Raw genomic sequence first — 22,046 nt, 5'->3', positions numbered from 1 at the left:
CACAATGGCGCGTATGAGCTGGCGCTATTTTAGCGCCTGCCTACTATTGCTCTTAGCCATCCAGCAGGGGCATGCCGCTGAAATTCGCGGCACCAAAATGGAAGCCTCAGTCAAACCGCAACAGATAGAGCTTTTCGCCAAATATAGCGTGGTACTCAATAGCGATCTGGAAGACGCCCTTAAAAATGGCTTAACACTTCCTTTTGTATACGAGTTCAAACTCAGCAAACCCAGAATGTATGCTTGGTATCGCCAAGTGGCCGAAGGTTTTGGCCCTAATGCACAACTCGCATTGCGTCTTAGCTACCTGCCTCTCACCAAACAGTATCGCGTAGCTTCAAATTCCGTTACACGCCACTTCAACTCACTCGAAGAAGCGCTAGCAGTGTTAGGACAACTAAAACATTGGAAAGTTCTCGATAACGCCAACATCGATCCTGAGGATTTCGCTGGGCGAATTCGACTGCGACTAGATGGCTCACAACTGCCGAAAACCTATCAAGTTAGCACCATTGGCAACGCCAATTGGCAGCTGGAATCCAATTGGAATGAGCTGCAGGTGTTGAGCGCAGAAGCGGAGATTGAGCAGTGAAACGCTGGCTGTTATTAATCGCTTGTTTAGCCGCTGTTTTATTATTTTTGCTAGCAACCGCATCTAGCAATACCTCACAATTTTCTAACTACTACGGCTTAGTACTTGGGCTCAATGTAGCACTCCTATTGGGTATGGCCCTTCTGGTCGGCACCCGCCTCACTCGGTTAGTTAAACGCGTCAAACGCAAGGTGTTTGGCTCGCGGCTCACCTTGCGCATGGTGTTTATGTTCGCGCTGGTGGCGGTGCTACCAGGAGCTTTGGTCTACACCCTCTCTGTTCAATTTTTAAATCGCTCCATTGAAGCTTGGTTCGACGTTCGTGTTGATAACGCGCTTGATCGTGGATTGAATTTGGGGCGCAATGCGATCGATTTTCAGCTAGGCGAGCTTGAGCGCAAAGCCAGCGTTATTGCGTGGGATGTACACGACAATAGTGAAAGCTCGGTGTTTGCTCGTCTATCCAAATTGCGCGAGCAAACTGGCGTCCAAGAAATTACGTTGTTTGATGACAACAACCAGTTGTATGCCAACGTTGGTAACGAATATGCGGCATTGATTCCGCAATTACCCTCCCGCGAGTTAGTCCGTGAGGCTTTACGTGGCAGTTATCGCGGGCTGGAAAAATCAGATTTAAATGGGTTAATGATGCGGGTCATCGTGCCGATGCCCGAAGGGGAAATCGGCAATCGCACCCGTTTATTGCAATTAATGCAGCCGGTGCCGGCACAATTAGCGCAAGATGCCGAATTGGTTGAACAAGTCCGCAGTGATTACAAACAGCTCTCACAATCACGACAAGGGCTGAAAATCATTTACAGCCTGACCCTCACCATTGCATTAACCATTGCACTGTTAGGCGCGCTGGCTCTGGCAATTTATTTATCAGACAAACTAGCAGCCCCGCTGGGTGTTTTAGCGGCGGGAACACGCGCGGTAGCGCAAGGCGATTTTACGCAGCAACACCCCGTGATCAGCCGCGATGAGCTGGGTATTTTAACTCACTCGTTTAATCGCATGACACGGCAGCTGGCCGATGCACGAGACAAGCTGGAAGAAAACCAAGCTGAACAAGCCGAAGCCAAAGCCTATGTTGAGGCGATCTTAGCGTCCCTCTCTGCCGGTGTATTGTCATTTGACGAAGAATGGCAACTCAAATCGATTAATCAAAGCGCCTCGCGCATTTTGGGCTTGGATCCAGAGCGTATCATTGGTCAACCCTTATCACGCTGGAACGAAAGCTACCCGGCGCTCACCGCATTTGCCGCGCACACCATTCACGGCTTTTTATCCGACGAAGAAGTGTGGCAGCGCCAAATTGATTTGGCCGATGAAAAACGTGTCTTACTGGTACGCGGCACTCGGTTAACGCAAATCATCGACGGCGCCGAAGACTTGCACGGCTATGTTTTGGTATTTGACGACATTACCGAGCTGTTATCCGCGCAGCGTGATGCTGCTTGGGGTGAAGTAGCACGCCGCTTAGCGCACGAAATTAAAAATCCGCTCACGCCAATTCAACTTTCCGCCGAGCGGATGGAAATTAAATTGGTCGACAAACTCGACCAAACTGGCGCAGATTTCTTAACCCGCAACACGCAAACCATCATCAAGCAAGTTGCGGCACTGAAACAAATGGTCGATGCCTTCCGCGATTATGCGCGCAAACCGTCGGGCAAAAAGAAACCACTGGACTTTATGGCCTTGGTCAAGGAAGTCCTAGTGTTGTACGAAGCGTCACCGGTGATTCGTGAATTCCGAGTCCATGACTCGCTGATGGTCAACGGCGACGCCACCCATTTACGTCAAGTCATTCACAACCTATTACAGAATGCACAAGACGCAATTGCAGAGGTCGATGAAAAACAGATTTGCCTTATTCTCGAAAAAGACGAAAAATGGGCGCGTCTTTATATCGAAGATAGCGGCAAAGGCTTCCCTGCCGATTTGCTACCCCGCGTTTTTGAGCCGTATGTCACGTCAAAAACCAAGGGCACGGGTTTGGGTTTGGCCATTGTTAAAAAAATTATTGAAGAACATCACGGGCGGGTTCAGGTGGGCAATGCCACTGGCGCTTACGTTCGGATCGAGTTGCCGCTCTGGGAGGAAACAATAAGTGGTTAATCAAGAAATTCTGATCGTTGATGATGAAGTTGGTATTCGCGAACTTTTATCTGAGATCTTACTGGATGAAGGGTATAGCGTTGCACTCGCTGAAAATGCTGAGGCTGCACGTAAATACCGTAACCAAGCTGAACCAAAGCTGGTACTACTCGACATTTGGATGCCGGACACCGATGGTGTGACGCTACTCAAAGAATGGGCGCGTAATGGCCAACTCACGATGCCGGTCGTCATGATGTCTGGGCACGCAACGGTCGACACCGCCGTTGAAGCCACTCGCATCGGCGCACTCGACTTTTTAGAAAAACCCATTGGCTTGCAAAAATTGCTAGCCGCAGTGAAGCGCGCATTTTCGCAACCCGCTCACTCGGTAAAGCCAACGCAGGGTCTGCAGAGCCTGGGAACGAGCAGCACGATTAATGCGCTGCGCGAGGCACTTGACCAAGTTGCAAGTCAGTCCCTGCCTCTGATCTTAACCGGTGAACCTGGCTCTGGTTTTGAAGCATGCGCCCGTCATCTCACCCGCACAGGGGGCGGTTTCGTCGCGCCAAACTCAAATGAAGAATTGGCACTCCCACCGCAAGACATGTTGACTCGCGCGGCAGGCGGCACAATTTTTGTCCGCGATATTGCTTGGTTGGATCGTAAAGCGCAAACCGGTTTACTCAATCTGATTCCGAAGCTTGAAAAGCACAAAGTTCGATTGGTAACGGCGTCAACTCGCCCACTAGATCAATTAACCGGTCTGATTGAGCCTGAGTTACTTCGCCAGCTGACGCAAATTATTGTGCCAGTACCAGCGCTACGCAACCACGCGGAAGACATCCCGAGTCTGGCGGAAAACCTGCTGGCACAAACTGTTGCCGTGAATAAATTGGGCGTTCGTCGCTTCTCGAAATCGGCCTTGCAATTGCTCAGCCAGCAAGAATGGCCTGGCAATATCGATCAGCTTGCGAATGTGGTGAAAAGTTTGGCTTTGACGGGGCGTGATGGCGATATTGATATCTTGCCAGTTAGCCGCTTATTGGCTCAACTCTCACCAGAATCGCAAGTCGCCACCACAGAAATCCAACAAGCAATGCCATTGCCGCAAATCGACTTGGATTTGCCATTGCGTGAAGCGCGTGATCAATTCGAGCGCTTTTACTTGGAACGCCAAATCGAGCTATCGAATGGCAATATGAGCCGTGTTGCCGAGCGTATTGGCCTCGAGCGCACGCACCTGTATCGAAAACTGAAACAACTGGGGATACAAATGCCCCGTAAATTGCGCAATCTAGAAGAAGCGTAATTTAACCCCGACAGCGCCGACGAATCTCCCATCGTCGGCGTTGCAACTTGTGGCGGTGATCCCGCTGGAGTAGCTATGCCCAATATCCTGATCCTCGGCGCAGGCCGGGTCGGCACTTCGGTTGCCGAGCAATTAGTTCGCGAAAACTACAACGTCACCATCGTGGATGAAAATGCCAGCAATCTCCAGCCTTTGGCCGACAAACTCGATCTAAAAACTTTAGTCGGGCACGCCGCCAACCCAGTGACCTTAGCCAATGCTGGCGCAGCAGATGCCGATCTGTTACTGGCCGTCACCCCATCCGACGAGCTCAATATGGTCGCCTGCAAAATGGCGCATCGGCTGTTTAATATTCCAACCCGTTTGGGGCGTATTCGCGACCAAGACATTCTATCGCACGCAGAATTATTCAATACCGATGGGTTTGCGATTGACCATATTATTACGCCGGCGCAGATTGTCACCGATTTATTGGCACGTTTAGTCGCCACTCCCGAAGCGCTGCAAGTGCTCGATTTTGGCAAGGCACGCGCCAAAATGGTGGCAGTTCGTGTTGAAGCAGGCTCTCGCATGGATGGCAAAGATCTTGCAACGATGGCGCAATACCTCGATGAGGTCGATTGTCGGGTCGTGTCGATCTATCGCAAAAACAAGCGGATCAACCCTGATGGAGCGACAACACTCAGCGTGGGTGATGAGGTTTTCTTTTTAGCCGCACGCAAAGACATTCGCACGGTGTTGTCCTTGCTACGTGCAACCGAGCAAGCCATTAAGCGCATCACGATTTGCGGTGGCGGCAATGTCGGCTATCGACTTGCGCAAGTTTTGGCCGACGACTATCAAGTCAAAATCATCGAAATCAACCGTGAGCGTGCACAATGGCTGGCAGAGCATTTACCTAAATGCCTAATTTTGCGCGGTGAAGCCACCGATGAAAATCTGCTCGACAACGAGCAAGTCGATCGCTGCGATCTCTTCTTGGCGCTAACTTCCGACGACGAAGACAACATCATGTCGTCTTTATTGGCCAAACAAATGGGTGCGCGTAAAGTCGTCGCGATTATCAATCGCTCGCGCTACGTTGATTTATTGCAAGGCGGAAAAATCGACGTGGCGATTTCGCCAGCCCAAGCCACCATTGGCGCCCTACTCACTCACGTTCGTCAAGGCGATATCGTGGCCGTGCATAGCCTGCGCCGTGGCGAGGCCGAGGCGATCGAATTGATTGCGCATGGTGATCGCAGCAATTCGCGCGTGGTTGGTCGGCGAGTTGAAGAAATCAAACTACCACAAGGCGCCAATTTGGCCGCGGTCATTCGTGGCGAACAGGTCATTATGGCGCACCATGATACCGTGATTGAAAACGAAGACCATGTGGTCGTGTTTATCGACAACAAAAATCACATTCGCGCTATTGAGCAACTCTTTGCCGTCAAAATTGGGTTCTTCTAAATGACGCTTTCGCAACGCCTTCTCCCCACCGTCAATGTTTTGGCACGCGTTTCTGCGCTGTTTTCACTCTCGATCATCGTGCCGATCATTGTCGCGTGGTGGAATAATGATGCCGGTTTATGGCCGTTCATCGACTCACTGGCTGCGCTACTGCTAGTCAGCCTGAGCACGATTGTGCTTACGCGCAAATACAAACGCGAAATGCGCTCACGCGACGGCTTTGTACTTGTGGTCGGTGTCTGGAGCTTGCTTCCTGCGGTCGCGGCGGTGCCGCTATTGTTATTTAACCCCAACACCAGCTTTACCGATGCCTACTTTGAAACCATGTCGGCACTCAGCACCACGGGGGCGACGGTGTTTACGGGGCTGGATCATTTGCCGCCTTCGATCAATCTGTGGCGTCACCTACTAAACTGGCTAGGTGGTATGGGTATCATCGTATTGGCTGTAGCGATCTTGCCGCTATTAGGTGTAGGGGGTATGCAGCTATTTAAAGCCGAAACACCAGGTCCAATTAAAGACAGCAAACTCACGCCGCGCATCCACGAAACGGCACGCAATTTGTGGTTAATTTACGCCGGCCTCACGCTGATTTGCGCTTTACTACTGAAATACGTAGGCGGCATGAGCTGGCTCGATGCAGTTTGCCACGCCTTTGCCGCCTTGTGCCTCGGCGGTTTTTCGACCAAAGACGCAAGCGTCGGCTATTTTAATTCGCCAGTGATCGAAGGCATTTTGATCGTTTTTATGCTGCTGGCTGCGACCAATTTTGCCACGCATTATTTCGCGCTCTCGGGGCGCAAACTGTCGGTCTACGCCAAAGACAGCGAATTTAAAGCGATGCTCATGCTGATTGTGGTCTCCACACTCGGTTGCGCCGCATATCTGGTTTGGCAAAACACTTACCCTGAATTTCTAACCGCACTGCGTCATGTGGCGTTTAATTTGGTGTCGCTCGCCACCGATTGCGGCTTTGCCAGCGTCGATTTTGGCGCGTGGCCGATCTTGGTGCCGCTGGTGATGCTGTTTTTATCTTGCGTTACAGCGTGCGCAGGTTCAACGGGCGGCGGGATTAAAATGATCCGCACAATGATTCAAGTACGCGAAGTATCGCGCCAAATGTCCACGCTACTGCACCCACAAGGCGTACACCCACTGCGGGTTAATGGCCAAATTATTCCCAATTCGATCCTATTTTCGGTAATGGGTTTTGTCTTTATCTATTTTGCCAGCATCGTGGTACTGACCTTTGTGTTATTGCTGTCGGGCTTGGATTTTATCAGTAGCTTTTCGGCCATCATTGCCTGCATCAATAATGCAGGCCCTGGCTTGGGGGAAGTGGGCCCGGCCAGCAATTATGCCGGGTTGACCGACTTTCAAACTTGGGTGTGCAGCTTTACGATGCTGCTGGGTCGCTTGGAAATCTTCTCGGTCTTGATTTTATTCACAACCGCCTTCTGGCGAAACTAAGGTATTGCTCTGTAGGCCAGATCTGAAATAGCCTACAGAGCAATACTCCAAGCAACTAGCCAAATCCCCAATATCCACGCGCGAAGTGCAGCAGTAAGCTAGCGCGATGGATACTTTTTTCACCGGCTTTTTACTTTCACTGTCTCTGTGTCTGGATATTGGTATCGTTAATGTTGCGATGATCGATGTGACGCTCAAATACGGCCGCAAAGCTGCGCTGTGGATGGGCTTTGGCTCGTGCTTTGGCGATCTGGCCTACGCCATTTTGGCGCTAGCAGGGATGAGCTTTTTGCTGCAATTTGCGTGGGTACAGTGGCTAACGTGGCTCGGCGGCGGTTCTTTACTACTCTATCTGGCCTTTAAAATGGCGCGTGAAGCTTTGCGCGATGCAAGCCGTGCCGAAGGTGAGCACCCGGCCCTACCAAGCCGCCGCCATCTATTTTCGCGCGGATTAACACTCGCGATGGCTTCCCCAACGTCGATACTGTGGTTCGCCGCAGTTGGCGGCACGCTAATCGCACAAGCGACAGATGGCACGCTCTTGAGTACCATCGATTTTCTGAGCGGCTTCTTTCTGGGCGGCGTCGCGTGGACTGTGTTTATCGCCTTGGCCGCCCATCATGGCGGTCAGACCATGGGGGCTAGGTTTAAGCAAGGCTGCCATATCATGTCGGCCTTGCTGTATGTTTATTTTGCGATCATCGTAATTCGCAACGGCTATCACGCCCTGCTGTAAATACGAAGCCCAGCGCACAGGCTGGGCTTAATAGGATGCAGATCTCGATTCTGCAGATTATTCGGCCACTTCAGTTTTGCCACGCCCGCTATTTTTTGCGCGGTATAACGCTTCATCGGCACGCAAAACCATCGCTCGGCCATTTTCATCATTACGCAATTGCGCAATCCCAGCCGAAAAGCGCACTTCAATACGCTGCGCGTGATGCATATACGGCGTTCTACCCGCAACCAGACGTAAACGATCCACCACATACGCCGCGCCTTTGTTATCCGTATCAACCAATAGAATTAAAAATTCTTCGCCACCGTAGCGCACCAAAATATCCGATTCACGCAAGACCGCCTTGGTTAGATTGGCCATATGCACCAACACCTGATCACCCACCAAATGCGTAAAGCGATCATTAATTGATTTGAATTCATCCAAATCAATAATCACTGCAGTCAAACGCGCATCATTCCGCTGTGCGCGTTTCACTTCACGCATGAGCAGATGATCCAAACCTTGGCGATTAAGTGCGCCGGTGAGCGCATCTTGCTCGAGCACTTTGCGATTAAACGCAAGGTCTTCTTCAATATGGCGAATCGAATCACGGATGGTTTGCAAATCCGCATGCGATGTCGTCACCGTTGAATGTACATTGTGCGTGGTGCTAATCACCACATTCAGTAAATCTTCCAGCGTGGCATGCGTCTCTTCAGGCGAGACCGCTTGCGCCGCATGCGCTTCGCGCACCGCGTGCAGATCACCCAGGCTTTGCTGCATCACCGAGGTCGAGCCAGAGAGATTGGTCAGCAAGCCCTCGGTCATTACCCCCATATCATGCGCAGCATCATCGAGCTTATATAGCACTTGCCACGCCAATTGCATCTCGGTCGCCGTTTTGCTTTCAGGGGCTTTGATCGTGACAATCGCGTTATAAAATTGCGCATAATTTTCAGGTGTCGGTGGCAGGCCGCGCTCCGATAATCGTTTGAGCGCAATACGGGCAATTTCGACCGGATTGACCGGTGTTGCTGAAGACATCTGAAAGCTACCTAAGGAAAAGCTAATACTTGGAAAAGTGATTGTAAGTGTTGGCGCAGACTACGCCAAGCAAGTTCGATACAATGATGCATCTTTTTATTCCAATTCAATATTACCGATTACTCGCACTCGGTAAGAGGATCGCATTATGCATATTCACATTCTCGGTATTTGCGGCACTTTTATGGGCGGCATTGCCGCATTGGCTCGTGAGGCAGGCCATAAAGTGACGGGATGTGATGCCAACGTTTACCCGCCGATGTCGACCCAGCTCGAAAGCCTTGGGATTGAATTAATCGAAGGTTTTGGCGAAGAACAACTTGCGCTCAAGCCTGATCTATTTGTGATCGGCAATGTGGTTAAGCGGGGTATGCCGCTGATGGAGGCAATCCTCAACGCCGGATTACCCTATACCTCTGGCCCACAGTGGCTGGGCGAACATTTGCTGCGCGATAAATGGGTATTGGCAGTCGCTGGCACGCACGGCAAAACCACCACCACCTCAATGCTGGCGTGGATTTTGGAAGACGCCGGTTTAGCGCCGGGCTTTTTGGTTGGCGGGATTCCGGAAAACTTCGGCGTTTCGGCGCGCGCTCCGGGCACGCCGCGCCAAGATGCGGCCAGCACGTCACCGTTTTTTGTCATTGAAGCGGACGAATACGACACGGCTTTTTTTGATAAGCGCAGCAAATTCGTCCACTACCGCCCGCGCACTGCGATTTTGAATAATCTGGAATTTGATCACGCCGATATTTTTGCCGATCTGAGCGCGATTGAAACGCAATTTCACCATCTGGTGCGCACCATTCCTGGCCAAGGCCGCGTGATTGTGAATGGCAAAGAGGACAGCCTGCAGCGCGTATTGGAGCGCGGCTGCTGGTCTGAAGTGGAGCAGTTTGCTGACGCGCAAGGCTGGGCCTTAGGCGAGATTTATTCCGATGGTTTTGACGTGCTGTTTAATGGCGAGCAACAAGGCCGCCTCGTGTGGTCGTTGATGGGCGAACACAATGCGCACAATGCTTTGGCCGCGATTGCCGCGGCGCGTCACGTTGGCGTCACGCCGCAAGTGGCGATTGATGCGCTATCCCGCTTTGAAAACGTCAAACGCCGCATGGAAGTCAAAGGCACAGTGAACGGAATTACCGTGTACGACGATTTTGCCCACCACCCGACAGCAATTACCACTACAGTTGCTGGCTTGCGCGCGAAAGTCGGCACACAACGCATCTTGGCGGTGCTAGAGCCGCGCTCGAACACGATGAAACTGGGCACGATGAAAGCGGCGCTGCCAGCGAGTTTGACCGAGGCCGATGTGGTGTTTTGCTACGGCGCTAATCTGGGCTGGGATCCTGCCGAAGCACTCGCGCCGTTAGGGGAAAAAGCGCATAGTTTTAGTGATTTAGATCAATTGATTGCAGCAATTGTCGCTGAAGCGCGTGCCGGCGATCAAATTTTAGTGATGAGCAATGGTGGTTTTGGCGGTATCCATGGCAAATTATTGAGCCAGCTTGCAGCATAAAATGGCTTTGATTGGGCAAGCAATAGCTTGCCCAAATTGCATTAAGGACGCCGTTGATCAGTTTGATGATTAGCCTGGGTATTCGTCTTCGGGCAATTTCCTTGCCCCAGAATACAATTGAACACCCCTTTGACATCCTGTTTAATTTCTTGCCCCGCCTGTTTTAGCGAGCCAGACACATTCGCTTGCTGATCAATTGATTCTGGCTCGGCACGCGGTGCATCTGCGTCAAATTGATCAATCGGTGCGGTTTCTTGCTTGGCCTGAACTTGATTTGTGCCCTCTTCGCCTTGAGCCAAAGCCTGTTGCTCGGCCATACTCTCTAATAACTGACTACGTTGCTGATGCTCAGCCTGCAATTGATTTGCATCGCCATTGCTGTCTTCAACACTATTCGATACGGCCGGGCTTAATTCCAGCTCAACCGCTGGCTGGCTAGGCCAAATCGCCCACAGCGCCCCTGCTGCTGCAAGCAGCACAATCAGCAACTGAACCCGTTGCGGCAGCCGGCGAAATGCCGAACGAGTCGCTTGCAGCGCCGTTTTACCGTAAGGGCGCAAAAATTGCGCATAGCGAGTCAGGCCATTCCACAGCAGTGGGGTCCAGCGTTGTAATGCTCGCGCCAAGGCCTGAGTGCAATACCAAAGATGTCGCCCCAAAAATCGCAGGCCAACAAGACAATGCCGCACCAACCATGCCAAGACAGATCCCGTTTGCGACAACCACGGTAATATTGGTGAAGCCGTCGCCACCGTTTTGGCTTCAAAAGCTGCATCGCTGGTATGAAATGCCTCGGTCGGGTCTTCGGGTGCCAACTCTGCTCGTTGTGGGGAAACATCTCCGCCAAGCAAAGCCGCCAAGGCGGCATCCAAACTACTAAAACGCTGGTCCGCGTGCTTATCAATACAACGCATAACGAGGTCAGAAAGCACGCGCGGCACTTCTGGGCGTAGCTCATGCGGCGCGGGCGGCGTGGTGTGTAGCACTTGATAAACGATGTTCATCGTCGTTTCGCCGTCAAAAGGCGCTTTGCCCGTCAGGCATTGATACAGCACGACGCCAGCCGAATACAAATCGGCACGACCATCCAACTTTTTGCCCGCCAATTGCTCGGGCGACATATACCGTGGCGAGCCCAAAATCGTACCCGTCCGCGTTAAATCACTGGCGGGAAGTTGGGCGATGCCAAAATCGGTAATCTTCAAGCGCCCTTCTTTGGTCAACATCAAATTGCCGGGTTTGATGTCGCGATGAATGACTTTATGCCGATGCGCATGCCCCAAGGCGGCGAACATTTGCCGCGCAATACTAACGACTTGGCGGATCGACAATTGCCCACGCTTTTCGAGCAAGTCTTTCAGCGTAATGCCGTGCACCAACTCCATCGCCAAATACGATTTACTACGCCACTCACCACAATCGTAAACCGTAATAATGCCCGGGTGATTTAAGCGCGCGGCAGAGCGCGCCTCTTGCAGTAAACGCGCAGCGTAATCGGCCGCTTCATCGCTTTCGAGATTCACCTGCAATAATTTAATTGCCACATCGCGCTCAAGCCGCTCGTCGCGCGCGCGAAAAACCACGCCCATCGCGCCTTTACCGAGGCGGGACTGCAACTGATAATGCGCGATTTTGGCTTGGCTCATACTTCGAAAAAAAGGTGTGGAATCAATCGCTTCGAATTGTACCTTGCTTACATCTTTACGAGTGCGCCATACATCAAAAAGGTGATGCGGCCCACAGACAAAAGCGCCGCCTTTTGAACTAGTTGTCCAGCCACTTGTTGCCGCAAAGGCTCAATGCACATAGCAGTCGCCAAGCGCAATCTGGAGTAAAATAGCGGTTTTACTTTGCGTGAAGCTGTTGCCATGAAAATCGCCCTTGCCCAGATCAACCCCATTGTTGGTGACCTTGCTGGTAATACCGAGCTGATTTTGGCCGCCGCACGCGAAGCACAAGCGGCTGGCGCTGATATTTTGCTGACGCCTGAACTCGCGCTCACTGGTTATCCGCCCGAAGACTTGCTACTGCGCCCGGCATTTCTCAAGCAGTGCAAGCAAGCGATCGGCCGTTTTATCGACGAAGTTGACGGCATCACTTTGGTGATCGGCCACCCGAGCGGTGTGGCGGGCGATGAAGTATTCAATTCGGCCAGCGTGATTCGCGATGGCAATCTGCTTGGCCGCTACGATAAATTGTTGTTGCCGAATAACGCGGTTTTCGACGAAGTTCGCTACTTTACCCCCGGCTTTTCGCCCTTGGTCTTTGAGCAAGATGGCGTGCAAGTCGGCATCGCGATTTGCGAAGACATTTGGGATACCGAACCTGCTGCCGCCGCGCGTGACGAAGGCGCTGAGCTACTATTGGTGCTGAACGCCTCGCCGTTCCATCAAGCTAAGCAAGAAACCCGCCGCGAAGTGGCGCGCCAACGCGTCGAAGAAAACGGCTTCCCAATTGTGTATTGCAATCTGGTGGGCGGGCAAGATGAATTGGTGTTTGATGGTCACTCGTTTGCGCTCAATAAATCGGGTGAGTTGGTGCTGCAAGCACCTGCGTATCAAAATCTAATTACCTACTGTGAGTATAGCGCTGGCGATCTTTTACCTTCTAAGGTTGAAGCCGATACCTCGATAGAAGAAAGCATTTACGGCGCGCTAGTGCAAGGCGTGAAAGACTATATCGGCAAAAACCGTTTCCCCGGCATTTTACTGGGCTTGTCGGGCGGAATTGATTCGGCGCTGACGCTGGCGATTGCCGTTGATGCGCTCGGTGCCGAGCGTTGCCACGCGGTCATGATGCCATCGCGCTACACCGCCGATATTTCGGTCACCGACTCACGCGCGATGATTGATATTTTGGGCTGCAAATATTCCGAAATCGAAATCTGGCCGATGTATGAAAGCATGATGGCGGGTTTGGCCGACGAGTTTGCTGGCACGGACATGGATACGACCGAAGAAAATCTGCAAAGCCGTATTCGGGGTATGCTGTTGATGTCCTTATCCAATAAGACCGGCAAGCTAGTACTCACCACGGGTAACAAATCCGAAATGACGACGGGCTACGCGACACTGTACGGCGATATGGCCGGCGGTTTTGCGGTGCTGAAAGACGTCGCCAAAACGATGGTCTATCGCCTATCAAACTGGCGCAACCAACAAGCGATTGCAAAAGGCCAAGCTGCGCCGATTCCCGAGCGCATTATCACGCGCCCACCGTCGGCCGAGCTGCGCCCCGATCAGAAAGATCAAGACAGCTTGCCTGAATACGACGTGCTCGACGCGATTTTGGCAGCGTATGTGGAAGAAAACCTCAGCATTGCCGACATTATCGCGCGCGGCTACGCCGAGGCCGATGTGAATAAAGTGGTGCGCTTATTGAAAATCAACGAATACAAACGCCGCCAAGCACCGGTTGGCCCGCGCATTACCGAGCGCTCGTTTGGCAAAGATTGGCGCATGCCAATTACGCAACGCTTCACCCTATAAGCTGGTCATCCAAGTCATACTGCGGTGCCTACGGCGTAGCAGTATGTGCGTTTCTTATGTGGGTACAGTGTAATCTGCTTCGCTACGTGCGATTTTACATATTGATGTAACGCAATCGTAACCTTACACTGTTACCTTACAATATTCACGCCTCACTCGACTACCTAGCATGCCTCCCTCTAGCCGTATCGAGCACTTGTATGAACAAGTGCTCCATATTATCCAGCAAGCAACGCTCTTCCCTTTATTTCAGCCCATTGCGGCATTTAAAACGGGCGAGGTTTTTGGTTTTGAGGGATTAATTCGCGGCCCAGCAGGTGAATTGCATCAGCCGATGGCGCTCTTTCAGGCCGCAGAACGCTGTGGCCTACTGACCGAAATGGATATTGCGTGTCGCAAAGTGATTATTTCGGCATTTGTCCAAAGCCAATTACCCGGCAAACTTTTTTTAAATGTGTGCCCCAGCAGTTTTACCCAAGCCAATTTTCGTCCCCGTGCAACACTCGACTACCTTAACCGGGTAGGACTACGCCCGCAGCGGATTGTGATTGAGTTGACCGAAACTCAGGCGATTAGCGATTATGCGCTGCTCGCTGATGCCATTCGCCACTATCGTGAAATGGGATTCCAAATTGCCTTGGATGATTTAGGTGAAGGTTTTTCCGGTTTACGTTTGTGGTCGGAGCTGCGGCCTGACATTGTTAAAATTGATAAATACTTTATTCGCGGTATTCATTTAGACCCACAAAAACGGCAATTTGTGCGTTCATTGCAGCAAATTGCCGTAAATACGCATACCCAAGTCATCGCAGAAGGCATTGAAGAAAGTGCCGAACTCGATATGGTGCGCAGCCTAGGCATTCAATTTGGCCAAGGGTATTTGCTAGGCCATGCCGCACCACATCCCAAGACCAATATCAATTTGCCCCCATTGGAAACTGAGTATCACTCTTTACATAGCAATGGCTCGGCAATGTCTTTATTGCGTGATGTCACGCCGATGTCGGTTCATGACTCGCACGATGCGGTGTGGCGCCGTTTTCAAGCTCACGCCGAATTACAAGCTATTCCAATCCTCGATCAAGATAAACCGGTTGGACTGATTCGGCGCCACGCCTTTCTAGAATTACTGGCTCGTCCATTTAGTCGAGAATTATTTGGCACCCGCAAGTGTAGTTTGCATATGAATACCCAGCCATTAATCGTCGAACAATCGACTAGTCTTACTGAATTGGCACGCTTAATGACTGCGTGTGAGCACCGACAACTCGACGAGGGTTTTATCATTACCGAGCAAGGCCGCTATTTGGGCATGGGTACGGGGCGGGACTTTATTCGCACCATGACCGAACTACAACTCAATGCGGCCCGTCACGCCAATCCATTAACGGGCTTGCCGGGCAATGTGCCGATCCAAGAAACCATGAGCCAGCTATTGGCGCAGCAAGAAAACTTCACGGTGGTGTATGCCGATCTTGACCACTTCAAACCCTATAACGATGTGTATGGCTATGCGCGGGGCGATGAATTATTAAAATGCGTTGGGCAATTGCTGCTCAATCATTTTGACCCTGCGGTTGATTTTGTCGGACACGTAGGTGGCGATGATTTCATCTTGTTACTGCGCAGCGATAATTGGCAGCAGCGCTGTGAAGCCTTGTTGCAAGATTTTTCCAATCAACTGCGGCAATATTTTAGCCACGACGACATAAATCGAGGCAGCTATGTCGCCCCCAACCGACAAGGTGAAATTCAGCAACACCCACTCGTATCCTTATCATTGGGTGCGGCACGCATTATTGCGCGTTGGTATGAATCGCATCATGAAGTCGCCAGCATTGCCAGCTCGGCGAAAAGTATGGCGAAGCGCAAGGCGGGCAATGCTTTGTTTATTGATCGACGCATCAATGGCTACAACGAAAGTAGAATCTAGCAGGTATTGCCAGTAAGCACATACCAGCAAAGCACCGTGGCGCTATACCTAATCAATTTGCTTTAAATCCCAATCCAAATTCATTTCGTCATTGGCCAATTGCAAGAGTGGTTTTAAATTGCGCAGCAAGGCGGCCAAGTGCGGACGCAACTCATCCACATTGCCCTTGTGTAGCATCACTAAGGCTTCCGAAATTAACGGCGTTGGTGTTTGCACCGTATCTGGGTCGGTCATGAACACATGATTATTCATCGGATCGGCATACAGCCTATCCTGCAAAATAGCCATCATGCGCTCGGCTGAGTGCACGTCGTCATGCCAAGAATTACCCACCGCGATGGATGCCGTAACCCGCAATTGCTCATTGCGGAAATTAACCCGCGCATTCGCTACCGTTTGGCGCAAGCGCTCGGCAACCACGCGAGCCTCAATCAGCGGGGTGGCAGGAGATACTACGGCGAACATCGAATCATTTAAGCGCGCTAAGGTGTCTTCTTTACGCAGCTTGGCTTCGAGTAATTTCGCCAGCAGACCTAATAATTGGCCATGCACGCGCTCACCCAGCTTATCTTGCAGCGTTTGCCCGTGATTAATTTCAAGCAGCATCACTGTGACTTCGCTATTGTGGCGCAAAGCAAATGCTAATGCCTGCTCTAGCTGCAAGTTCAATAAATGCGAGCTACCAACCCCTGTGATCGCATCCGTAGTGCTGGTTTGGATTTGCACCGAGCGCGATTCGGCAAGTTCGCGCCGCGTTTCGGCTAGATCTAAATTAGCTTTCACCCGCGCTAACATTTCAGTGCGATCGGTTGATTTAGTGACAAAATCGTTCGCACCGCATTCGACACAGCGCAATTTGGTCTCCTCATCTTCTTCACCAGAAATAATAATCACCGGCAAATAATTAAGGCGAGGCTCACCCGAGGCACGAATGCGCGCCAATAAGCCAAGCCCGTCAAGTTCGGGCATGGTTAAATCCGACAACACCAAGCTAATCGAGTCATCGCCAATCAAACGGCGCCAGCCAGCCTCACCATCGGCCTCTTCAAGCAAATCATAGAACTCAGATAAATGCTTTTTAATTGTCGCGCGGACAATACGAGAATCATCAACCACCAGAATTTTCGGGCGATTTAGCAATTCGGTGCTGTCATTCATGGTTTTATCTATTCATTGATGCAGTGTCTGTAGCCTAGCATAACAAGCCCAGAAAGGTGTAAATCTAGTGCAGTAACGTGAATAAGACTAGACAGTCAACGGCGAGCATGTAATAAATAAGGGGTTAATGCCGCCGCATTGTGCAAGGATAAACCGATGGCTAGCTCTTATCGTTTACAAATTGGTTTGTCACCGCTTGCCCCGCAAGAGGCAGAAATTGCCCTGACCACGATTCGGCGAATTTGGTGCATGCCCTCTTGGATACGCAAGCAAGCGCTGGGCGATGGCGTATTGTTACTAGAGCTACGCCATGAAGCCGCACTCAAAGCGGGCGAAAGCGCGGATTGGTTCGTTGAGCGGATTGCGGCGGCACTCTGGCAAGATATCGGCCGCTTTGTACGCATTGTGATCGACATCGCCCCACACGAAGCCCCCGATGGACGCGTGTTTATTCTCGAAGAAGCGGCCTACTGGCGCATTATGGAAACGTTTCGCCTCTCACACCCGCATTAATCAAATCACTCAAAAACCTGAAATAAAGCGATTTCTACGCAACAAACTGAGTTCTATGAAATACCCACTCGCGCAGCGAGGCTCCCTCTCAAGGATAACGCCAAAGCTTAGCGGCTTTGCCGCTTAGCGACGTGGCATACCCGAAGCGGTAGAGGGCAGGGGGGGTGTGAGAATAGAACATAGCCTGCAAATTTCTCTACCATGCTCAAGGGCTCGGCTACGCCGAGACCTACTCCAGCTTAAACACCCACAAAAGTTGCAGGCACAAAAAAGCCCACTCGAAAGTGGGCTTTTCTGCGATTCTAGCAAAAACTTAAGCCATTGCTTTGATAGCAGCAGCCAGGCGGCTCTTATGACGAGCAGCTTTGTTTTTGTGGTAAATCTTTTTGTCAGCGATACGGTCGATCGTGCTAACCGCTTGCTGGTAAACAGTAGCTGCAGCAGCTTTATCGCCAGCAGCGATCGCTTTCAGTACCTTTTTAACTGCAGTGCGGAACTCTGAACGCTGAGCGCCATTGTGTTCACGTGCTGCGGTAGCTTGACGAGCGCGTTTGCGTGCTTGTGCTGAATTTGCCATGTTGTATTGCTCCTAGTAGGTGTAACGGGTCTACTGCTTGGCCGGAGACACGGACTTTCGGCAGCACACACAACCCTAGAAAGCCGACGATTTTATTCGTTCTTCACGCCAAGTGCAAGAGCAGCGTATCATTCACCCCCAATAGGGTGGGAATAAAAACATGAACTTATTAAAAGCAGTCGCAGCGGTCAGCTCAATGACCTTGGTGTCACGCGTGTTAGGTTTCGCGCGCGATGCAATTATGGCGCGGATTTTTGGTGCGGGCGTCGCCACCGATGCATTTAATGTGGCGTTTAAATTACCCAACTTACTACGACGTATCTTCGCCGAAGGCGCATTCAGCCAGGCGTTCGTGCCGATACTGGCCGAATACAAAAACAAGCAAGGCGACGAAGCAGCGCGTGAGTTTATCGCCGATGTGTCAGGCATGCTGACCTTGGTGCTCGCGATCATCACCGCCATTGGCGTAATTGCCGCACCGGCGATTATCTGGATTTCAGCCCCGGGCTTTGCCAAAAACCCGGATAAATTCGCGCTAACCGTTGATCTGCTGCGCATTACCTTCCCGTATATTTTCCTGATTTCGCTGTCATCCTTAGCGGGCGCGGTACTTAATACCTGGAATAAATTCTCGGTCCCCGCCTTTGTTCCGACGCTGCTGAATATCTCGTTTATTATTTTCGCACTGTTTTTAACGCCCTACTTCGACCCGCCAATTATGGCGATGGCTGTTGCCGTGGTCGTCGGTGGCGTGGCGCAGTTGGCGTATCAGCTACCGCATTTGCGCAAAATCGGCATGCTGTCGTGGCCGAAACTTGATTTTAAAAACGCCGGTGTCTGGCGTGTGATGCGGCAAATGGGTCCCGCCATTTTGGGCGTTTCAGTCGCGCAGATTTCGCTGATTATTAATACGATTTTCGCGTCCTTCCTGATTTCGGGCTCAGTTTCATGGATGTATTACGCCGACCGCTTGATGGAATTTCCGACGGGTTTGCTTGGCGTAGCACTGGGCACGATTTTATTGCCGTCGCTGTCGAAAACCTACGCCAGCAACGACACCGCCGAATACTCACGCCTACTCGATTGGGGCTTGCGCCTCGCGCTCTTGCTGGCCATCCCTTCGGCCGTCGCGTTGGCGCTGATTGCTGAACCGCTGACCGTGGCGATGTTTCAATACGGCAAATTCACCGCACACGACGCAGCAATGACGCAACAGGCACTCAGCGCCTACGCAGTGGGTTTGGTCGGGCTGATTTTGATTAAAATTTTGGCGCCCGGCTTTTACGCACGGCAAAACATTAAAACGCCGGTCAAAATTGCGCTATTTACCTTGGCGGTTACGCAGTTATTTAACTTATTGCTGATCGGCGAACTTAAACACGCAGGCTTGGCATTGGCGATTAGCTTGGGCGCGCTAACCAACGCGGGCTTACTTTTTTATAATTTGCGTAAACAAGATTTTTTCACGCCACAAAGTGGCTGGGCTGGCTTTTTACTCAAACTACTGATCGCCGTCAGCGTGATGGGTGCAGCCTTGTTTGGCATGTTGCAAATCATGCCCGAATGGTCGCAAGGCAATATGGCACTGCGCTTATTGCGCTTGGCGGGCTTGGTTGCAGTCGGCATTGGTGCCTACTTTGCGACGCTGGGCCTATTGGGCTTTAGACCACGCGATTTTTCCCGTCGCAGTGTTTAAGCCATAAAAAATACATCAGGGTATGCGGCTAGAATTCATACTGAAAAAGATATTCAGACGTATACCCACCAGTTAAAAAATTAAACCCAACAGCTTGATTTGACACAAAGCGCCTTACACACGCACTACAGCACACAGCACACAGTCGTGGTAAAATTGGCGACGATATTTTCCCTAAACCGCGGCAACCGCATGCATAGGCCCTTGCCCGGATACACTCATTGATGGAGCACAGGATGACATCCTCGATTTTCGCCGCCGTAGAAATGGCCCCTCGCGACCCGATCTTGGGTTTGAACGAAGCGTTTAATGCCGACACACGCAGCACCAAAGTGAATTTGGGCGTAGGCGTTTACTACAACGACGAAGGCAAAATTCCTTTGCTCGCAGCAGTGAAAGAAGCTGAAAAAGCACGCTTGGCGGCGCAACCACCACGCGGCTACCAAGCCATCGAAGGCAACCCAGCGTACAACGCGGGCGTGCAAAACTTGTTGTTCGGCGCAGAAAGCGAGCTGATCGCCGCAGGTCGCGTAGTGACTGCTCAAGCTTTGGGCGGCACGGGCGCACTGAAAATCGGCGGCGACTTCCTGCAACGTCTAAACCCAAATGCGACCGTTTACATCAGCAACCCAAGCTGGGAAAACCACCGCGCGATTTTTGAATCGGCTGGTTTCAAAGTAGGCGACTATCCATACTACGACGCGACGACACGCGGCGTTGATTTCGCGGCGATGAAAGCGTTCCTGCTAACTCTTGAAGCTGGCTCGATCATCATCTTGCACGCTTGCTGCCACAACCCAACTGGCGCAGACATGTCTGACGCACAATGGGGCGAAGTGGTTGAAGTGTGCCGTGAGCGCGGCTTGGTGCCATTCCTCGACATGGCCTACCAAGGTTTCGCTGAAGGCATCGACGCTGACTCAGTAGCGGTGAAAGCGTTCGCTGCGTCTGGCCTGCAATTCTTTATCTCTAGCTCGTTCTCGAAAAGCTTCTCTTTGTACGGCGAGCGCGTTGGTGCTTTGTCGATCATCACCTCAAGCAAAGAAGAATCTGGCCGCGTATTGAGCCAATTGAAACGCGTTATCCGCACTAACTACTCTAACCCACCGATCCACGGTGGTGCAGTGGTTGCTGCAGTGTTGGCTAGCCCAGAATTGCGCGCAATGTGGGAAGAAGAACTCGGCGGCATGCGCGTTCGCATCCGCGCAATGCGCTCTGGCTTGGTTGAAAAGCTGGCAGCTCGCGGCGTGGCGCAAGACTTCTCATTCGTAACGCAACAGCGCGGTATGTTCTCGTACACAGGCCTGACTGCTGAACAAGTTGAAAAACTGCGCGCTGAATACGGCATTTACGCCGTTTCAACTGGCCGCATCTGCTTGGCTGCGTTGAACGTCAACAACATCGACTACGTAGCTGATTCAATTGCTAAAGTATTGTAATTAGCGCCTCAAATTGAAATGAAAAAAGCCCGCTACTTGCGGGCTTTTTTACGAACATAGAATTCAGAATGGTAGGTATTACCCTACAAATAGCAATTTGCATTAGCTAGCAGGCAATACCCTTATTTTTTTGCCTTTTGCAGGCACTCTTTCCATTTATTTGCCGTCGCACCTGCGGAGCCATCAACCACACAATCACCCGCCTTCATTCGAACATAATCTAAGCCAGGATCGCCTGATTCTGCAGATTGCGCCGACGCCTCAGATTTGACAGCACCATGCGCAGCAGGCTCAGCCGACTTCTCAGATTTACGCTCAAAAGCCGCCACTTTATCTTCCAGCTCGGCCACATGATCTTTTTTGGCGCGCAAATCAATTTTCAGCTCTTTTATTTCCTGCCGCAGCTCTTCCTGCCGTTCAACGGCGCTGGATAAAGTTACTTTGAGTTTGGCAATTTGATCCAGATAGAATTTTTTTTCAAATCCGCGCTTACTCATCCCAACGGCTACACCCGCCATAAAAAAGATCACCACCAGCAAAAATGCCCCCGCACCGATCAAATGCCAGCGATATTTCTGTAAAAAGCCAGGCGCGTCAGCAACAACAGGGTTAGGGGTATGACTCTCTTCGTCAGGGGCGGCAGTTTCTTCGGACATGCTTAAACTCCATTAATGATTAAAGCATTAACTTCATTTAGCATAAACGCGACAATATCAATCGGACAAGAAGATTTATTTGCAGCAAAAAAGAAAAAAGGCTAGCGTGTAAGCTAGCCTTCTTATTTGGCTCCCCGACCTGGGCTCGAACCAGGGACACACGGATTAACAGTCCGTTGCTCTACCGACTGAGCTATCGGGGAATTGATCTTTACATCAATCCATTCAAGTTAATAGATCTAACTTGAATCGGTAATTTGGCTCCCCGACCTGGGCTCGAACCAGGGACACACGGATTAACAGTCCGTTGCTCTACCGACTGAGCTATCGGGGAATCGGTATGGGGCGTATAATAGACACCTCTAGCGTTGCAG

General features: G+C 51.3%; 17 protein-coding genes and 2 tRNA genes. 12 read left to right on the top strand and 7 right to left on the bottom strand.

Annotated elements, in window-relative coordinates; translation table 11 throughout:
- The first annotated feature begins 13 nt into the window (after positions 1 to 13).
- The 6 genes from NT239_12390 to NT239_12365 all read left to right on the top strand — a co-directional run bounded on the left by NT239_12390 (position 14) and on the right by NT239_12365 (position 7,664).
- Positions 14 to 592 carry a DUF4390 domain-containing protein gene (locus NT239_12390; protein XGA70566.1) on the top strand — a complete coding sequence of 193 codons (579 nt, stop codon included), beginning with the start codon at positions 14 to 16 and terminating at the stop codon, positions 590 to 592.
- Complete coding sequence (locus tag NT239_12385) at positions 589 to 2,715, top strand: ATP-binding protein (protein ID XGA70565.1); 2,127 nt, start codon at positions 589 to 591, stop codon at positions 2,713 to 2,715. The genes NT239_12390 and NT239_12385 overlap by 4 nt, the downstream gene beginning before the upstream one ends.
- Positions 2,708 to 4,006 (top strand): sigma-54 dependent transcriptional regulator, encoded by a 1,299-nt coding sequence (locus NT239_12380; protein XGA70564.1) that lies wholly within the window; start codon positions 2,708 to 2,710, stop codon positions 4,004 to 4,006. Before NT239_12385 ends, NT239_12380 begins: the two co-directional genes overlap by 8 nt.
- Positions 4,007 to 4,081: 75 nt before the next feature.
- On the top strand, positions 4,082 to 5,458 hold the full coding sequence (gene trkA, locus NT239_12375) for a Trk system potassium transporter TrkA (GenBank protein ID XGA70563.1): 1,377 nt from the start codon (positions 4,082 to 4,084) through the stop codon (positions 5,456 to 5,458).
- Positions 5,459 to 6,928, top strand: coding sequence for a TrkH family potassium uptake protein (locus NT239_12370; GenBank protein ID XGA70562.1), 1,470 nt, complete (start codon positions 5,459 to 5,461; stop codon positions 6,926 to 6,928).
- A gap of 106 nt (positions 6,929 to 7,034) precedes the next feature.
- Entirely contained in the window at positions 7,035 to 7,664 is a 630-nt protein-coding gene (locus tag NT239_12365; protein ID XGA70561.1) for a LysE family translocator, read from the top strand.
- A gap of 57 nt (positions 7,665 to 7,721) precedes the next feature.
- Here NT239_12365 and NT239_12360 read toward each other — a convergent pair whose 3' ends face one another.
- A complete protein-coding gene (locus NT239_12360; protein XGA70560.1) occupies positions 7,722 to 8,693 on the bottom strand; it encodes a GGDEF domain-containing protein in 972 nt (323 codons plus the stop codon).
- Between the two features lie 148 nt (positions 8,694 to 8,841).
- Between NT239_12360 and mpl the strand changes: the two genes are divergently transcribed.
- Positions 8,842 to 10,212: a UDP-N-acetylmuramate:L-alanyl-gamma-D-glutamyl-meso-diaminopimelate ligase gene (mpl, locus tag NT239_12355; GenBank protein ID XGA70559.1), complete on the top strand. Its 1,371-nt coding sequence runs from the start codon at positions 8,842 to 8,844 to the stop codon at positions 10,210 to 10,212.
- A gap of 41 nt (positions 10,213 to 10,253) precedes the next feature.
- On the opposite strand, the gene NT239_12350 is transcribed toward mpl, so the two are convergent.
- Complete coding sequence (locus NT239_12350) at positions 10,254 to 11,858, bottom strand: serine/threonine protein kinase (GenBank protein ID XGA70558.1); 1,605 nt, start codon at positions 11,856 to 11,858, stop codon at positions 10,254 to 10,256.
- 222 nt (positions 11,859 to 12,080) lie between these two features.
- On the opposite strand from NT239_12350, the gene NT239_12345 reads away from it, so the two are divergent.
- A complete protein-coding gene (locus NT239_12345) occupies positions 12,081 to 13,700 on the top strand; it encodes an NAD+ synthase (protein XGA70557.1) in 1,620 nt (539 codons plus the stop codon).
- A 169-nt stretch (positions 13,701 to 13,869) separates the two neighbouring features.
- The gene (locus NT239_12340; protein XGA70556.1) at positions 13,870 to 15,633 is read left to right on the top strand and encodes a GGDEF domain-containing protein; all 1,764 of its coding nucleotides are present in this window, start codon (positions 13,870 to 13,872) and stop codon (positions 15,631 to 15,633) included.
- A gap of 48 nt (positions 15,634 to 15,681) precedes the next feature.
- Here the strand turns inward: NT239_12340 and NT239_12335 are convergent, their stop codons facing one another.
- Positions 15,682 to 16,791 carry a diguanylate cyclase gene (locus NT239_12335; GenBank protein XGA70555.1) on the bottom strand — a complete coding sequence of 370 codons (1,110 nt, stop codon included), beginning with the start codon at positions 16,789 to 16,791 and terminating at the stop codon, positions 15,682 to 15,684.
- Between the two features lie 156 nt (positions 16,792 to 16,947).
- Between NT239_12335 and NT239_12330 the strand changes: the two genes are divergently transcribed.
- Positions 16,948 to 17,304, top strand: a complete 357-nt coding sequence (locus NT239_12330; protein ID XGA70554.1) for a hypothetical protein — start codon at positions 16,948 to 16,950, stop codon at positions 17,302 to 17,304.
- A gap of 313 nt (positions 17,305 to 17,617) precedes the next feature.
- On the opposite strand, the gene rpsT is transcribed toward NT239_12330, so the two are convergent.
- On the bottom strand, positions 17,618 to 17,881 hold the full coding sequence (gene rpsT, locus NT239_12325) for a 30S ribosomal protein S20 (GenBank protein XGA70553.1): 264 nt from the start codon (positions 17,879 to 17,881) through the stop codon (positions 17,618 to 17,620).
- 160 nt (positions 17,882 to 18,041) lie between these two features.
- On the opposite strand from rpsT, the gene murJ reads away from it, so the two are divergent.
- Positions 18,042 to 19,577 (top strand): murein biosynthesis integral membrane protein MurJ, encoded by a 1,536-nt coding sequence (gene murJ / locus NT239_12320; protein XGA70552.1) that lies wholly within the window; start codon positions 18,042 to 18,044, stop codon positions 19,575 to 19,577.
- A 236-nt stretch (positions 19,578 to 19,813) separates the two neighbouring features.
- A complete protein-coding gene (locus NT239_12315) occupies positions 19,814 to 21,016 on the top strand; it encodes an aspartate/tyrosine/aromatic aminotransferase (GenBank protein XGA70551.1) in 1,203 nt (400 codons plus the stop codon).
- Between the two features lie 122 nt (positions 21,017 to 21,138).
- On the opposite strand, the gene NT239_12310 is transcribed toward NT239_12315, so the two are convergent.
- The 3 genes from NT239_12310 to NT239_12300 all read right to left on the bottom strand — a co-directional run bounded on the left by NT239_12310 (position 21,139) and on the right by NT239_12300 (position 22,006).
- On the bottom strand, positions 21,139 to 21,672 hold the full coding sequence (locus NT239_12310; protein ID XGA70550.1) for a hypothetical protein: 534 nt from the start codon (positions 21,670 to 21,672) through the stop codon (positions 21,139 to 21,141).
- A gap of 127 nt (positions 21,673 to 21,799) precedes the next feature.
- Positions 21,800 to 21,875, bottom strand: a tRNA-Asn gene (locus NT239_12305).
- Positions 21,876 to 21,930: 55 nt separating this feature from the next.
- A tRNA-Asn gene (locus NT239_12300) sits at positions 21,931 to 22,006 on the bottom strand.
- Positions 22,007 to 22,046 lie beyond the last annotated feature (40 nt).

Source organism: Chitinibacter sp. SCUT-21 (assembly GCA_041874755.1).
Classification (GTDB): domain Bacteria; phylum Pseudomonadota; class Gammaproteobacteria; order Burkholderiales; family Chitinibacteraceae; genus Chitinibacter.
Note: the sequence above shows the minus strand (reverse complement) of the source record. Positions and strands in the feature narration are given on the sequence as shown.